The sequence below is a fragment of the Pseudomonas nicosulfuronedens genome (assembly GCF_005877905.1).
GTDB lineage: Bacteria > Pseudomonadota > Gammaproteobacteria > Pseudomonadales > Pseudomonadaceae > Pseudomonas > Pseudomonas nicosulfuronedens.
In genome coordinates this window covers 69220-85073 of sequence record NZ_SWDV01000036.1, presented here as the reverse complement: position 1 = coordinate 85073, position 15854 = coordinate 69220, and the positions used below count along the sequence as shown (strand labels likewise).

Annotated in this window: 13 protein-coding genes and 1 tRNA gene; 4 read left to right on the top strand and 10 right to left on the bottom strand. The window is 65.4% G+C overall.

The annotated features are described in order from the left end of the window. Positions 1-382, top strand: a 382-nt coding sequence (locus FAS41_RS23735; protein WP_218939124.1) for a hypothetical protein, incomplete at its 5' end; no start/stop codon positions are given. Positions 383-389: 7 nt separating this feature from the next. On the opposite strand, the gene FAS41_RS23730 is transcribed toward FAS41_RS23735, so the two are convergent. After that, positions 390-485: transfer RNA gene (locus FAS41_RS23730), tRNA-Sec, on the bottom strand. A 236-nt stretch (positions 486-721) separates the two neighbouring features. Here FAS41_RS23730 and FAS41_RS23725 point away from each other — a divergent pair. Together FAS41_RS23725 and FAS41_RS23720 are read left to right on the top strand one after the other, a co-directional pair. Beyond that, positions 722-1192, top strand: coding sequence for a hypothetical protein (locus FAS41_RS23725; protein WP_138525844.1), 471 nt, complete (start codon positions 722-724; stop codon positions 1190-1192). A 65-nt stretch (positions 1193-1257) separates the two neighbouring features. After that, a complete protein-coding gene (locus FAS41_RS23720; RefSeq protein WP_138525843.1) occupies positions 1258-2712 on the top strand; it encodes an alpha/beta hydrolase in 1455 nt (484 codons plus the stop codon). 50 nt (positions 2713-2762) lie between these two features. On the opposite strand, the gene FAS41_RS23715 is transcribed toward FAS41_RS23720, so the two are convergent. From FAS41_RS23715 to fdnG, 8 genes are all read right to left on the bottom strand, one after another. Beyond that, positions 2763-3050: a type II toxin-antitoxin system RelE/ParE family toxin gene (locus FAS41_RS23715; protein WP_138525842.1), complete on the bottom strand. Its 288-nt coding sequence runs from the start codon at positions 3048-3050 to the stop codon at positions 2763-2765. Beyond that, positions 3047-3325 (bottom strand): antitoxin of toxin-antitoxin stability system, encoded by a 279-nt coding sequence (locus FAS41_RS23710; protein ID WP_138525841.1) that lies wholly within the window; start codon positions 3323-3325, stop codon positions 3047-3049. The genes FAS41_RS23715 and FAS41_RS23710 overlap by 4 nt, the downstream gene beginning before the upstream one ends. Before the next feature lie 97 nt (positions 3326-3422). Further along, positions 3423-5345 (bottom strand): selenocysteine-specific translation elongation factor, encoded by a 1923-nt coding sequence (gene selB, locus FAS41_RS23705; protein ID WP_138525840.1) that lies wholly within the window; start codon positions 5343-5345, stop codon positions 3423-3425. Beyond that, positions 5342-6748: an L-seryl-tRNA(Sec) selenium transferase gene (gene selA / locus FAS41_RS23700; protein WP_138525839.1), complete on the bottom strand. Its 1407-nt coding sequence runs from the start codon at positions 6746-6748 to the stop codon at positions 5342-5344. The genes selB and selA overlap by 4 nt, the downstream gene beginning before the upstream one ends. Positions 6749-6901: 153 nt before the next feature. After that, positions 6902-7834, bottom strand: a complete 933-nt coding sequence (fdhE, locus tag FAS41_RS23695) for a formate dehydrogenase accessory protein FdhE (RefSeq protein WP_138525838.1) — start codon at positions 7832-7834, stop codon at positions 6902-6904. Positions 7835-7959: 125 nt separating this feature from the next. Beyond that, positions 7960-8586: a formate dehydrogenase subunit gamma gene (locus FAS41_RS23690; RefSeq protein ID WP_138525837.1), complete on the bottom strand. Its 627-nt coding sequence runs from the start codon at positions 8584-8586 to the stop codon at positions 7960-7962. 57 nt (positions 8587-8643) lie between these two features. After that, the gene (fdxH, locus tag FAS41_RS23685; RefSeq protein ID WP_138525836.1) at positions 8644-9576 is read right to left on the bottom strand and encodes a formate dehydrogenase subunit beta; all 933 of its coding nucleotides are present in this window, start codon (positions 9574-9576) and stop codon (positions 8644-8646) included. Positions 9577-9584: 8 nt separating this feature from the next. Continuing rightward, entirely contained in the window at positions 9585-12665 is a 3081-nt protein-coding gene (gene fdnG, locus FAS41_RS23680) for a formate dehydrogenase-N subunit alpha (RefSeq protein WP_138525835.1), read from the bottom strand. A gap of 534 nt (positions 12666-13199) precedes the next feature. Between fdnG and FAS41_RS23675 the strand changes: the two genes are divergently transcribed. After that, positions 13200-15224, top strand: a complete 2025-nt coding sequence (locus tag FAS41_RS23675) for an NADPH-dependent 2,4-dienoyl-CoA reductase (protein WP_138525834.1) — start codon at positions 13200-13202, stop codon at positions 15222-15224. A gap of 120 nt (positions 15225-15344) precedes the next feature. Here FAS41_RS23675 and FAS41_RS23670 read toward each other — a convergent pair whose 3' ends face one another. Next, positions 15345-15746: an SRPBCC family protein gene (locus FAS41_RS23670; protein ID WP_138525833.1), complete on the bottom strand. Its 402-nt coding sequence runs from the start codon at positions 15744-15746 to the stop codon at positions 15345-15347. Positions 15747-15854: the final 108 nt, after the last annotated feature.

Here is a 15854-nt window from a genome sequence, read left to right as displayed (position 1 = left end):
CAGCCCGGTTTGCTCATCGGGGACAAAGGACGTGAATTCGTCATGGAGCCGCCAGGTTGGAATCCTCGATGCCCAGGAGAAAGACATGGCTAAGCTCGACCTAACCCAAGCCGCCGATCTCATTGGTAGCTACGTCCTCGTCGAAACCGTCTGCGACTCCGAACCAATCCCCGAGCAGTACTGCATGCAACTCGTCGGGGTAGTGCCACCTTTGGCCGGAGTGATCGAGCATCCCTATTTTCTCGTCATGGACCTGCTCGCCCCGTCGAAATTTCCCGAGGAACTGTTCTGGCACAACATCCAGTCATTGATTGTGCTCGGTTCCGAGGTGGCAAGCGCTCGCAAAGAATTGATGCCCGAAGAGGGGATCATGATCTGCTGAAAGAAAGTGGCGGAAGGCAGTGAGAGTCGAACTCACCCAGGAACGGCTGCCGTCCCCCACCGGGTTTGAAGCCCGGCCACGCCACCGGGCGTGATTGCCTTCCCTGGACAGAAGCCGGCTGCGCGAGTGCAGCGGCGAAAGCGGGAGCCCGGATGTTGCCACTGTTGCCATGAAGGATGCCAGCGCGGTGATGCCGCAGAGGTCCCAAGGAACTTTCCGGGCTGCTCACCTGAATCATGGCCATCTGTAATCAATTTGCTATTTATTGGCCAGAAAAAGGCGACGAATTGCTGGTCCGTGCTCTAACCTCGCTAGCAGTGTCCCAAAGAGCCCCACGGCATGAAGCCCACTCTACCCATCCTCGACATTTCTCCTCATCAGGGTATTGGTCCCATCTGTCTCGGCGACACACGAGCCATGGCGCGGGATGCGCTGGCCGCCGTGGGTTTCCCGCTGGAGTCGTACAACGGGCCGACGGATTACTTCTGTCAGGCCGCGATCCAGACCGAGTGCGACGAGCACGGGTTCGTCTGGTTCATCGGCCTGTCCCAGAGTGAGCGTTACCTCGCCCGCTACCGGGGGGTGGATGTTTTCTCACTGGCGGCCGGCGAGCTGTTCTCGCTGATCGCCTCGGCGGACGGTTCCGGCGCGCACGAATTCACTGACAGCGAGTACCTGTTTCCGGGGCAGATCGTCACGCTGTGGGACGCGGACGAGCAGTACGACCGACAAGGCAACGAGACGCGCCCGGTGTGGGCTCAAGTGGGCATCGGCAACGCCGATTACGTCGAGGCGGTCTCGACCCTTTGATCCACAGGCGAACTTTGTGGCGCCGGGGGCTCTATGCTTGTCCCGCACGCTGACAAGGGAATTCCATGCTGAACGCAAAACTCACCAGGGCGCTGCTCTGGCTGGTCATCGTCATACTCGCCATCGCCGTGCTGGCGCTGGGGCTACGGGTCGCTGCGCTGCGCAACATCCCGCCGCTGGAGCCCTGGCACACCTGGGTGCCGAGCGATCTGCACAGTGATCAGATCGATCGCATCGACTGGGCCGGCTACCTGGCCGCCGAGGACAAGTTGATGCAGGCCATGCGCAAGGAGATGGCGGCCAGCCTTCAACCCTTCGAGCGCGTCGCCTACAACCGCTACTTCGACCAGAGCCAGGTCTACCCCGGCCACTTCTCCACAGACTGGAATCGCTCCTACGAGATGCGCCCCGCCAGTGACGTGCGCGGCGCAGCGGTACTGCTGCACGGGCTGACCGACTCGCCCTACAGCCTGCGCCACCTGGGCGAGCATCTGCGGCAGCAGGGCTTCGTGGTAATCGCGATCCGCATGCCGGGCCACGGCACTGTGCCGGCCGGGCTCACCGACGCGGACTGGGAAGACTGGATGGCCGCCACCCGGCTGGCCGTGCGCGAGGCCGCTACACAACTGCCCAAAGGCGCACCACTGCTGATGGTGGGCTTCTCCAACGGTGGTGCACTGGCAATGAAGTACAGCCTGGATGCGCTGGACGACCCGGGCCTCACGATGCCGAAACAGGTGGTCCTGATTTCGCCCATGATCGGCGTCACCCGTTACGCACAGTTCGCCGGACTGGCCGGGTTGCCCGCCCTGCTGCCGGCCTTCGCCAAGGCAGCCTGGCTGAACGTGCTGCCGGAGTTCAACCCGTTCAAGTACAACTCCTTCCCCATCGCCGCGGCACGCCAGACCGTGGAGCTGACTGACGCCGTGCAGGCCAGCCTGGAGAGCGCCGGCCGCAGCGGCAGCCTCGCCCGCCTGCCGCCTATCCTCACCTTCCAGTCCCTTGCCGACAGCACCGTCAGCACCCCGGCGGTAATCAGCAACCTCTACGACCGACTACCGGCTAACGGCAGCGAACTGGTGCTGTTCGACCTCAACCGCTCGTTGAACTATGGCCCGCTGCTGCGCCCGGAAATGGCCACGCTCGGTGATCGCCTGCTACCGGAGCGCGAGCGCAACTACGACCTGACCGTGATCTCCAACAGCCCGCAAACCAGCCAGGCCAGCGCCCTGCACACGCCAGCCCACAGCCAGCAGCAGGAAAACCTGCCACTGGCGACCAGCTACCCGCCGGACCTGTTCTCGCTGTCCCATGTTGCGCTGCCCTTTCCGCCCGACGATGCGCTCTACGGCCAGCACCCGCAGGCCGGCGAAGACTTTGGTATTCACCTGGGCACCCTCACGCCCCGCGGTGAACGCGGTGTGCTGATCGTCGGGCTGGACCTGTTCCAGCGGGTGACGTCCAATCCGTTCTACGACTACCTCGTGCAGCGGGTGGATCAGGTGCTGCCGGGGCGCTAATACTTGTTCGATTTCAGCAAGACAGCGCTCAGAGTGGCAGAGAAGAATTGTCAGTCCTCCCTCAATGCCGGCCACATCCGGGCGGTGTGCACCAGCGCAAGAACCCACAGAGTGTCCGCCTCGACTTGATAGACGATGCGATAGCTCTCATGGGGAATCATTTCGCGCGTGCCGGGAATCCGACCTGGTTTGCCCATCTGCGGGAAACTTCTGAGCTTGGTGACAGAGGCGCTGAACAGCAAATCCACCCGTACGGCAGCGTCGGGGTTTTCGCAGACGAGGTATTCCCAGATATCCAAACGATCCTGCCGGGCGTCTCTCGTCCAGATGACCTTCATTTACTCGGGGACGCCCTTGATCGGAGCGCCGCGAAGGCCGCTTCAACTTCTTCGTCGGAGTGTCCATCGCCGGCCACTATCGAGGCTCGTCCTGCCTCGACCTTCGCCTGCAGGTACTCGTCGTAATGCCTGGCCTGATGTTGCTGACGAATGAAGTCGCGCATCAGCTCGCGCATGACCTGGGAAGCAGGACGATGAGCAGCCTCGGCAGCAGCCATGAATTCGGCGCGCAATTCGGGTTCGAGCTTCATGGTGAATACGGCTTCTTTGCTCATGGGGCTCACCTGGTAATGAATAGGTATATACCTTGTATATATCTAATCTACTGTAGGTGATTTACCCGTCCCCACGAAATCCGCTTCCGACCAATAGTCAGGCAGCGTCCTCCGACGGGCCCTGCGCCAGCGCCGAATCCTCCCTGATCCGCCGCTCATTGCCAAAGCGGCGGGTGAAGCCGATGCGGTCGAAGTATTCCAGCAGCTGAATACAGCGCTTGCGGCCTATGCCGATGCGGTCACGGAAGGCGGCGGCGCGGATGATGCCGGCTTCGTCGCGCAGGTGCAGGGCATGGCCGGCGAGTTGACGCAGGGACTCTTCGGGGTAGAACAGGTCTTTCACCACCTGGTGCAGCTGGCCCAGACGGGCGAGCTTGCGTAACAGCAGGCGCACATCGCCCTCGTCCGCACCCAGCTCGCGGGCGAGGTCACGTACCCAAGGCGGGTCGAAGGCGCCGGCCAGCAACAGCGGCCAGAGGCGTTCGCGCAATTTTTCGTCCGCTTCGCCCAGCTGGACGCGGTGATCCGGCAGATGCAGCCAGGGGCCGCTACTGTCGACACTCCCCACCGCCAGCAGGCTTTCCAGCAGGGCGATGAAGACCGGACGTTCAAGCGCCGAGAAGGCATAGCGGCGCAGGCGATCACGGTCGGGGCCGAGTTCGTCGGGGGCTTCGGCGTGGAAGCGCTGCAGGGCATCGAGTAGTTGCTGTTGCAGCGCGGACCAGCGCTCGGCGGCGAACAGCCGGGCGCCGAGCCGGGTGTGGATTTCGACGAGTTCGCCGGGTAGCTGCCAGCCCTGACGCGGGCGGTTGAACTGGCGCGCCAGCAGAGCGGGATCAAGGCCGTTGCTGGCGTGCGCCAGCAGCGTCGGCAAAGCGCTTTCAAGGCTGTCGCCCTGCAGGGCACGGAGCTGTTCCAGACGCTCCGGGCTGCGCCGGTTGCGCGCGGGGGCAAAAGGGTCGAGCACGCGACCGCCGCCCAGCGTGCGTTGCGCGGACTGGTCACGCAGTACCAGGTGATCGCCATGCACGGCGTGGCTGGGGGCGTTCAGCACGAGCTGCGCAAAGCAGTGCTCGCCGGGCTGCAGGCGCTCACCTTCGAGCAGTGCGACGCGGCCGGTGACGTCCTGCGCACCGAGGTGCACATGCACTGGCGTCCAGTGGGCGAAGGCGCGGGTTTCGCTGGACAGCAGATTCAGGTCGATATCGATGCGCGTGGTGGGCGCATGCAGTTCGCCAGCGATCAGCCAGTCGCCCCGGTGAATCTGCTCGAGGCTCAGGCGTTCGCCAGCAATGTTCACCGCTACACGCTGGCCCGCGTGGGCCTGCTGCGCTTCGCGGTTCTGCGCGTGCAGACCGCGCACGCGCACACGACGCCCAGCACTTCCCAGCAACAGCTCGTCACCGACTTGAACGTTGCCGGCGAAGGCCGTGCCGGTGACAACCACGCCCGCGCCACTGACACTGAAAGTTCGGTCGACGGCCAGGCGGAATCCACCCTCGGCTGTGCCTTCACGCGTCTCTCGGGCAGCATCGCAAAGGGCCTCGCGAAGCCGGTCGATGCCTTCGCCATTGCTGCTGGATACAGGAATGATCGGCGCCCCGGCCAGTGGCCCTTCGGCCAGCAATGCCTGCACTTCACCCGTGGCCTGCTCCACCCGTTCGGACAGCACCCGGTCGACTTTGGTCAGGGCGACGATGGCGCGGCGAATACCCAGCAACTCGACGATAGCGAGGTGCTCGCGGGTCTGCGGCATCACGCCGTCGTCGGCGGCCACCACCAGCAGCACCAGGTCGATGCCGCTGGCGCCGGCGAGCATGTTGTGGACGAAACGCTCGTGGCCCGGCACGTCGATGAAGCCAGTGAGCGCGCCGTCTCCCAGGTCGGCATACACGTAACCGAGATCGATAGTGATACCGCGCTCCCGTTCGGCGGGGCGGCGGTCGCCTTCCACGCCAGTCAGGGCGCGCAGCAGCGAGGTCTTGCCGTGGTCGATGTGCCCGGCAGTGCCGACTATCACGCGTCGCCCTCGGCCAGCAGCGGCAGTTGGGCGACGAAGCCGGGCTCGTCGTCGAGCTGGCGCAGGTCGAGCCAGAGCGCATCGTCGTCGATGCGGCCAAGCACCGGGATTGGCAGGCAGCGCAGGCGTTCTTCCAGGTCCAGCAGGGCGCGGCCGCGTTGGCGCTTGGGCTGGTTTGGCCGCAGGCACAACGCGGCACTGGGCAGCCGCGCGACCGGCTGGGCGCCGCTACCGATCATACCCAGGGCATCTTCGGCGCTGACGCTCCAGCCTTCGCCGAGCAGCGTGGCAAACGCCGGCGCAAGGCGCTGGGCCTGGGTGCAGATATCGGCCTGCGGGCGGCTGAGCAGGCGCAGGCTGGTCAGGCGCTCGGCCAGGCGGTCCGGATCACGGTAGAGGTTGAGGACGGCCTCCAGCGCGGCGAGGGTCAGCTTGTCCACCCGCAGGGCGCGCTTGAGCGGGTTCTTCTTGATCCGTCCGATCAGCTCCTTGCTGCCGAGGATCAGGCCGGCCTGGGGGCCACCGAGCAGCTTGTCGCCGCTGAAGGTGACGATGTCGGCGCCGTCAGACAGGGCTTCCTGCACCGTCGGTTCCTTGGGCAAGCCCCAGCGGGTGAGATCGACCAGCGTGCCGCTGCCCAGGTCCTCCAGCAGCGGCAGGTTATGGGCGTGGGCGATCTGCGCCAGTTGCGGCGTCGGCACACTGGCAGTGAAGCCCTGCACGCTGTAGTTGCTGGTGTGCACGCGCATCAGCAGGCCGGAACGCGGGCCGATCACGGCCTCGTAGTCCTTGGCATGGGTGCGGTTGGTGGTGCCGACCTCGACCAGCTTCACGCCGGCGCGGGACATGATGTCGGGGATGCGGAAGGCACCGCCAATCTCGATCAGCTCGCCACGGGAGATGATGCCTTCCTTGCGCGCACCCAGGCTGTTGAGCGCCAGCAGCACGGCGGCAGCATTGTTGTTGACCACGGTGACGGCTTCGGCGCCGGTTAGCTCACGGATCAGCCCGGTGATGAGGTCGTCGCGGTCACCACGCTTGCCGGTGGCCAGGTCGAATTCGAGGTTGAGCGGGTAGCGCGCGGCCATCGTGATCGCTTCGATGGCTTCCTCGGGGAGCAAGGCGCGGCCGAGGTTGGTGTGCAGCACGGTGCCGGTGAGGTTGAACACGCGCCGCACGCGGCTGGCGTGGTGTGCCGCGAGGCGCTCGCCAGCACGGCCAGCGAGCACTGACTCTTCCAGCTCGACGGCAGCCAAGTGGCCGTGGCGTGCGGGTTCGCGCAGCTCGTCGAGCAGATCGCGCAGGGTCTTGAGCAGGGCCTCGCGGCCATAGCGTTGCTGCAGCGGCTGGCAGGCCGGGCTACGCAGCAGGCGGTCGATGGAGGGCAAACGTACCGAGGTCATGGACGAACCTTGTGCGGGGGACGATGGCTGGAGTCAGTGTAGGGCGCATAACGCGAAACGCGTTATCCGCCGTTGTCGCTCGGCTTTCGTAGGATGGGTGGAGCCTGCGATACCCATGCTGTGCTCGATGGGTATCGCTTCGCTCCACCCGTCCTACGAGGAGCCGCCCGGCGCCAGCAGGAGGTTTGGCGCGGTGCGCAGGTAGCCGTCCTCGGCCAGGCGGATGTCCAGCGCGAGGCTGGCCAGGTCGTCCGCCTGGGGTTCCGCGTGCTTGTGGTGTTGCAGGTAGAACTGCTTGAGGTAGGACTGGCAGCCGGGGCAGGTCTCGGCCTTGAGCGGTGCCTGGTCGCTGGCGACGCCTTCGCGCTGCAGCGAGTAGTAGGCCAGGCCCTTGCTCTCGGCACAGTGGCTGCATTTGACGCGCACGTAGTGCCATTCGCAGGAACACAGCGAGCAGGCCAGGTAGCGCAGGCCGGCGTGTTTGCCCTGGTGGCGAATCATCCCGGCCACCGGGGGAGCACCGCAGGCCGGGCAGAGGGTCTGGCTGTCGGTCTCCACCAGGGTGTCGTCGGGCAGTTGCAGCAGCCACTGGCTGAAGGCGACCTGCAGCACGGCGCCGAGGAAGGGCACCAGCGCTGGCGGCAGCAGGTCGAACTGGCCGTTGAGCAACCCCAGCGCCCAGGCCTTGCGCTGGCCGGAGTCAGCGTTGCGCAGGGTCTTCAGCGCTTCGACTATGGCTGGGTTGGCGGTCTGCTCATAAGCGTCGAGGAAGGCATCCAGCAGAGGCAACCACGCACCTTCGCGCACCAGCACTTCATAGGCCAGCGGCGGCATGCGGTGTTCGCGACTGCGCGCCAGGGCAGCCGCGTCCGGCGAGGACAGGAACAGCCTGCGGTCGAGCAGCGCCTGCTGGGTATCGCAAACGCCGGCAATCAGTTCGAGGTAGCCCTGCAGGGGATTGCCCGGCGCCAGTTCGCGCAGGCGCGCGGAGCGGTGTGAGAACAGGTCATGGGGCGGCAGGTTGAACAGCGGCGGGATGTTCGCGGCAGCTTCGATCTGCCCGGGTTCGAGAATTCGGCCTGACACGCAGGACTCCTTGTTGATGGGGGATTGGGGCCGGAAGAGCCCCTCACCCTAGCCCTCTCCCGGTGGGAGAGGGGACTGTCCGTGCCGGCTGGCAGGTCAATGCCAGCCGGCGATTAGATCAAAGCTCAGTGGCCCTTGCCCTTGTCCACATCCTTGAGCCACGCCGCATGGTGCTTGCGCGCCCAGCCTCGGCTGACCCAGCCGTAGAGCATGGCGCCCATCGAGCCCTTCACCCAGATGCCGGCATAGATGTGCACCAGGATGCTGCAGATGAGCACGAAGGCGGCGAAGGCATGCAGCAGCGAGGCGATGCGGATGATGTCGATGCCGAACCAGTGGCTGAAGTAGGCCCGCCACATCACGATGCCCGTCACCAGAAGCACCAGCATGCACAGCAGCAGGGTCCAGAACAGCAGCTTCTGCCCGGCGTTGTAGCGGCCGACTTCCGGGAGGTTCTCCTCGCGGTTGGTCACCACGTCACGCCATTGCTTGAGCCACTGCACGTCGCGCTTCTCCACCAGGTTGTGGTGGGCGAAGCGGATCACCAGGCCAAGGAAGAACAGGAACATCGCCACCCCGAGGAAGGGGTGGAGGATGCGTGTCCACGGGCCGCCGCCGAACAGGTTGGTCAGCCAGAACATGGCCGGGTGGAACAGCGCCAGCCCCGAGAGGCCGGCGAGGAAGAACAGAATGGCCACCATCCAGTGGTTGCTCCGTTCGTTGGCGTTGTAACGCTGGATATCTTTTTTCATGTCGTCGGGCTCCTTGCTGCCCTTATCCGCCCTCCCCGCGAGGAGGGCGGAAGTCAGTCAGCGGGGATCACGCGGATCGTAGTCATGCACCGAAGGGTCGACCTTGTGCACCGGCGCCTGGGGGTCGGGTCCGTCTTCCTCGTCCTCCTCGACCCGGTTGGGGCCGATGCGGGTGTAGTGGAAGAACCCGGCCAGCACCACGCCCGCCATGGCCAGCAGGCCCAGCGGCTTGGTGAGGCCTTTCCACAGGCTGACCATCGGGCTGATGGCCGGCTTGTCGGGCAGGCCGGCGTACAGCGAAGGCTGGTCGTTGTGGTGCAGCACGTACATGACGTGCGTGCCGCCCACGCCTTGGGGGTCATACAGACCGGCATTCTCGAAGCCACGGGACTTCAGGTCCTCGATACGCTCGGCGGCATGCTCCTTCATGTCTTCCTTGGTGCCGAAGACGATGGCGCCGGTCGGGCAGGTCTTCACGCAGGCCGGCTCCATGCCCACCGCCACGCGGTCGGAACACAGGGTGCACTTGTACGCCTTGTGGTCCTTCTGCGAGATGCGCGGGATGTTGAACGGACAGCCGGTGATGCAGTAGCCGCAGCCGATACAGTGGTCCTGGTTGAAGTCGACGATGCCATTGGCGTACTTCACGATCGCCCCGGGGCTCGGGCAGGCCTTGAGGCAGCCAGGTTCCTCGCAGTGCATGCAGCCGTCCTTGCGGATCAGCCACTCGAGGTTGCCGTTGGGGTTCTCATGCTCGGTGAAGCGCATGACCGTCCAGGACTGGTCCGTGAGGTCGATCGGATTGTCGTAGGTGCCGTGGTTGTGGCCCACCTCGTCGCGCAGCTCGTTCCATTCCGAGCAGGCGACCTGGCAGGCCTTGCAGCCGATGCATTTGGACACGTCGATCAGCTTGGCCACTTCCTGTTCGTGCCGCACCGAGGGTGACGGCAAGGTCGTGGCGGAGCGGGCGTAGATGTCTTGACTACTCATGCTTCACCTCACGCCTTCTCCACGTTGACGAGGAAGGACTTGAACTCTGGCGTCTGCGTGTTCCCGTCGCCCACGAACGGCGTCAAGGTGTTGGTCAGGTAGCCGTTGCGCGCGACCCCGGAGAAGCCCCAGTGCAGGGGGATGCCCACGTGGTGCACGGTCTGGCCGTTGACCTGCAGCGGACGGATGCGCTTGGTCACCACCGCCACCGCCTTGATGTAGCCGCGGTTGGAGGAGACCTTCACGCGGTCGCCGGCCTTGATACCGAGTTCCTTGGCCAGCGCCTCGCCGATCTCGACGAACTGTTCCGGCTGGACGATGGCATTCAGACGGCAATGCTTGGTCCAGAAGTGGAAGTGCTCGGTGAGCCGGTAGGTGGTCGCGGCGTAGGGGAACTCGTCGGCCTTGCCGAACAGTTCCATGTCGTTCTTGAACACCCGCGCGGCCGGGTTGCTGGTGGCCTTGGGGTTGTCCTTGTGCAGCGGGTTGATCCCGATGGGCGTCTCGAACGGCTCGTAGTGCTCGGGGAACGGGCCCTCGGCCATCTTGTCGACGGCGAAGAAACGCGCCACGCCTTCGGGGTTCATGATGAACGGGTTCATCCCCGCTTCCGGTGCCGAGTCGGCCTTGAAGTCCGGGATATCGGTGCCGCCCCAGGCCTTGCCGTTCCACCACACCAGGCGCTTCTTCACCGGGTCCCACGGCTTGCCGCTGACATCAGCCGAAGCGCGGTTGTAGAGGATCCGCCGGTTGGCCGGCCACGCCCAGGCCCAGCCCAGGGTCTGGCCCATGGCGTACGGGTCGCTGTTGTCACGGCGGCCCATCTGGTTGCCCTGCTGTGTCCAGGAGCCGGCGAAGATCCAGCAGCCGCTGGCGGTGCTGCCGTCGTCGCGCAGCAGCGCGAAGGCCGGAAGCTGCTCGCCGGCTTTCGCCAGGACCATGCCGTTGTTCGGGTCGATCAGGTCGGCCAGCGCCTTGCCGTTGTATTCCTTGGCGATCTCCTCCGGGGTCGGTTCGTCCGGCGTCAGGTACGGCCAGTCCAGACCCAGGATCGGGTCGGGGAAGGCCCCGCCATCCTTGCGATAGGCTGCCTGCAGGCGATGCAGCAGGCCGCTCATGATGGCGATGTCGGTACGTGCCTCACCCGGCGGCTCGGCGCCTTTCCAGTGCCACTGCAGCCAGCGGCCGGAGTTGACGATGGAGCCGTCTTCCTCGGCGAAGCAGCTGGTGGGCAGGCGGAACACCGTGGTCTGGATGGCTTTGGTGTCGACGTCGTTGTGCTCGCCGGCATTGCGCCAGAACTCGGAGGTTTCGGTCGCCAGCGGGTCCATCACCACCATCCACTTCAGCTTGGCCAGCGCGGCGCTGACCTTGGCCTTGTTGGGGAAGGATGCGATGGGGTTGAAGCCCTGGCAGAAGTAACCGTTGACCTTGCCCTGGTACATCATGTCGAAGTAACGCAGCACGTCATAGCCGGCGCCTGGCACGTCCAGTTTGGGCAGCCAGTCGTAGCACCAGTTGTTTTCCTTGGTCGCGGACTTGCCGAACCAGGACTTCATCAGGCTGACGTGGAACTTGGGATAGTTCTGCCAGTACGACAGTTGCCCCGGACGCAGCGGCTTGGCGGTGCGCTTGGCCAGGTAGGCGGTGAAGTCCTGCTCGGCATCGCCGGCCAGGGTCATGTAGCCGGGAAGCGAGTTGGACAGCAACCCCAGGTCGGTCAGACCCTGGATGTTGGAGTGGCCGCGCAGGGCGTTCATGCCGCCGCCGGGCATACCGATGTTGCCCAGCAACAGCTGGACCATCGCACCGGTGCGGATCATCTGCGCGCCCACCGAGTGCTGGGTCCAGCCCAGGGCGTACATGATGGTCATCACTTTGGTCGGTGCCGCGGTGGTGGAAATCTCTTCCCACACCTTGAGCATCATGTCCTTGGGCGTGCCACAGATGTTGCTCACCACGTCCGGCGTATAGCGGCTGTAGTGCTGCTTCATCAGGTTGAACACGCAGCGCGGATGCGTCAGGGTCGGGTCGACCTTGGCGAAACCGTCCTCGCCCATCTCGTACTGCCAGGACGACTTGTCCGGATAGGTGCGCTTCTCCGCGTCGTAGCCGTTGAACAGGCCGTCCTCGAAGCCGAAGCCTTCCTTCACGATGAAGGAGACGTCGGTGTAGTTGTGCACGTATTCCTTCTGGTACTTGTCGTTTTCCAGCAGGTAGTTGATCAGGCCGCCGAGGAAGGCGATGTCCGTGCCGGTACGGATGGGCGCGTAGTAGTCGGCCACCGAAGCGGAACGGGTGAACCTGGGGTCGACCACCAGCAGGCGCGCCTTGTTGTGCGCCTTGGCTTCGGTCACCCACTTGAAGCCGCACGGGTGCGCTTCAGCGGCGTTTCCGCCCATGATCAGAATCAGATCGGCATTCTTGATGTCGGTCCAATGGTTGGTCATGGCTCCACGGCCAAACGTCGGGGCAAGACTTGCCACCGTCGGGCCGTGTCAGACACGCGCTTGGTTGTCGAACGCCAGTACGCCGAGAGAACGAACCACCTTGTGGGTGATGTAGCCGGCCTCGTTGGAAGACGCCGACGCGGCCAGGAAGCCGGTGGTCAGCCAGCGGTTCACCGTCTGGCCCTGGGCGTTCTTCTCGATGAAGTTGGCGTCGCGGTCTTCCTTCACCAGCTTGGCGATGCGATCCAGCGCCTCGTCCCAGCCGATGCGCTTCCACTCCGACGAACCCGCTTCGCGAATCTGCGGGTACTTCAGGCGGTTGGGGCTGTGGACGAAGTCGAGCAGGCCGGCGCCTTTGGGGCAAAGCGTGCCGCGGTTGACCGGGTGATCGGAATCACCCTCGATGTGGATGATGTTCTGCGCAACGTTCTTCGCCGCATCACCCTGGCTGTACATGAGGATGCCGCAGCCGACCGAGCAGTACGGACAGGTGTTGCGGGTCTCGACGGTGCGCGCAAGCTTGAAATGGCGGATCTGGTCGGCGAATGCATCCGGGGGTGCCATCCCGAGTGCCGCCAGGCTCGATCCTCCAAGGCCCACGGCGCAGACCTTGAAAAATTGCCGACGGTTCATATCCATCGTGCGTCTCCTGATCAGGCAGCGTACGTCCGGTGCATGGCCGGACCCTTGCTGCTTAAAAGATAGCCAAGCTGAGGCAATAAGCCAGTCTTCAGCCGGGCGCTGACCATGCACGCGGAGACTTTGCGGCGCATTGACGCGCGTCAGTGCGTCACTTAGAACGCACTGCCAAGTACCCCCAAATGGGCAACGGGCGGGTAGGCGCAGGAGATACTCTCGCCATCGGGGCGACAAGCGGATTGTGCCCGATCCGGCTGCAGGGACTCGTGCAGCCCGAGCAGCGCCACGCCGATGAGGGCAGCGAGCAGGTAATGGCGCGCGTGTCTTGTTCTTATCGCTTTCATGACGACCTCCGTCACTTCAGCCTGCGATCGGGGCCTTGCAGCCCTGCCATGGTTTCAGTCTGGAAGCTGTGGCGCTCCTGTCAACCGAAGCGCTTGACCGAAATGCCCGAACGGCACGGCAGCCGGGCCGTTAACCGCCCCACCACCGTCCCGTTAGGGTGGCAGGACCTGATTGCCCAAGAGCGCTTCCATGTCGTCCGCCGCCTCGCCCTACCCTCACCTGCTCGCCCCGCTGGACCTGGGCCCCCTCCAACTGCGCAACCGCGTGGTGATGGGCTCGATGCACACCGGGCTGGAAGACCGTCTGTGGGACTTCGGCAAGCTCGCTGCCTACTACCGCGAGCGTGCGCGCGGCGGCGTCGGGCTGATCATCACTGGCGGCTTTGCACCCAACCGCGAAGGCTGGTTGCTGCCGCTGGGCAGCAGTCTCACCAGCGGCCTTCAGGTGCCGGCGCACCGTCGCCTAACCCAGGCGGTGCACCGCGAGGGCGGGCGCATCCTGCTGCAGATTCTCCACGCCGGGCGCTACGGCTATCACCCGCTGGTGGTCTCGGCCTCACCGGTGAAGTCGCCGATCAGCTGGTTCGCCCCGCGCGAGCTGTCCGAGCGCGGCATCCTGCGCACCATCGCCGCCTTCGTGCGCTGCGCGAAACTCGCCCACGCCGCCGGCTACGACGGCGTGGAGATCATGGGCAGCGAAGGCTACCTGCTGAACCAGTTCCTCTGCCCGCGAACCAACCAGCGCGAAGACCGCTGGGGCGGCGACCTGGGCAACCGCATGCGCCTGCCGCTGGAGATCGTCCGTCGTACCCGCCGCGCGTTGGGCGAGCGCTTCGTCATCAGCTACCGCCTGTCGCTGCTCGATCTGGTGGATGGGGGCAACAGCTGGGACGAGGTACGCACCGTGGCGCGCGCCCTCGAAGGTGCCGGCATCGACCTGCTCAACACCGGCGTCGGCTGGCACGAATCGCGGGTGCCGACCATCGTCACCTCGGTGCCGCGCGCGGCCTTCGCCAAAGTGACCGCACGCCTGCGCCGCGAACTGCGCGTGCCAGTGATCGCCAGCAACCGCATCAACACACCGGAAGTCGCCGAGCAGTTGCTCGCCGAAGGCCACGCAGACCTTGTCTCCATGGCCCGACCGCTGCTGGCCGATCCACAGTTCGTGGCCAAGGCCGCCGCTGGCCGCGCCGCTTCGATCAACACCTGCATCGCCTGCAACCAGGCCTGCCTGGACCACGCCTTCGCCAACCGCCGCGCCAGTTGCCTGGTCAATCCACGCGCAGCCTTCGAGACCGAACTGCGCTACCGAAAGGCACGCGTCCACAAACGCATCGCGGTGATCGGCGCGGGGCCGGCCGGGTTGTCCGCCGCCTGCGTCGCTGCCGAGCGCGGCCACCGGGTGACGCTGTTCGAGGCCGCTGTGGAGATCGGCGGGCAGTTCAACCTGGCCAAGCGCGTGCCGGGCAAGGAGGAATTCCACGAGACGTTGCGCTACTTCTCCGTGCGCCTGGGCGAACTGAGCGTGGAAGTGCAACTCGGCCGGCGCATCCAGCGCGGTGAACTCAGCGGCGAGTATGACGAAGTGATAGTCGCCACGGGCATCCAGCCGCGCACGCCGTCGATTCCGGGGATCAGCCACGCCAAGGTGCTCAGTTACCTCGATGTGCTGCGGGGTGCAGCGGTGGGCCAGAAGGTTGCGCTGATCGGCGCAGGCGGCATCGGCTTCGACGTCGCCAGCTTCCTGCTGAGCGAGCGTGACAGCCCGCAACCTCTGGGCGAATGGCTCGGCCAATGGGGCATCGACCTCGACAACGCCACGGGAGGCGGGCTAATCCCGCCGGTCGCCGCATCCACACACCGGCAGCTCTGGCTACTGCAACGCAAGGCCGGCCAGCCCGGCGCCGGACTGGGCAAGACCAGCGGCTGGGTGCACCGCGCGCACCTCAAGCATCACGGCGTGCGAATGCTGGGCGCAGTGGAGTATTTGCGCATCGACGATGACGGCCTGCACCTGCGCATCGACGGCCAGGAGCAATGCCTGGCGGTGGACAACGTGGTGATCTGCGCCGGCCAGGAGCCGCTGCTGGAGTTGCAACCGACGCTGGCGGCAGAAAACCTGCGCTACCACGTCATCGGCGGCGCCAGCGTGGCGCGGGAGCTGGATGCCAAGCGGGCCATTCGCGAAGGTGCCGAACTCGCCGCGCGGTTGTAACCGCTTTTCGTAGGACCGAGGGGGACGCCCAGTCCTTGCTCGCGAACGAATTTTCCGGCTACTCCAGCGCCGGACGGTTCGCGAGCAAGCTCGCTCCTACAACCATGCACTCGCCTGGGCTCAGGACTCCAGCAACACCTTGATCGCTCGCAAGTCCTTCTCCACCCACTGCGCGTCGCGCTCGAAGGTAGCGTCGTCCATCTGCGGCTGGCGCAGCAGAGTGAGTTGCAGCTCGCAGCCATCGCCGTTGGCGATCAGCCGTAGCGGGATGTGGACGGCCGGGGCCTGCTCGGGCAGCACGTCGTGGTCGAGCACACCGAACGCATTGCGTGGCGAGAAACGCACGCGCAGGGGGCCCTGGGGCGTCTGAGCCAGCCAGAGTTCGCCTTCCAGCGGCTCGATGGCGCTGCACAGGCCCGAGGCCCAATAGGGGAAGTTCTTCGGATCGGCGAGGAACGCGTAGGCAGCGTCGCGCGGACGCTCGATGCGGACGCTCAGCACGCGGGAGGCGCGGGTGGCCATGGTTGGGACCTCCATCGGGGCGGGAGCGATGCTCCCGTCTGGTGCATACTACGCGGCTAACTATTCTCGATCGACCGCAGGCCAGCCCTTCGCTGCCCTGCTCACTGA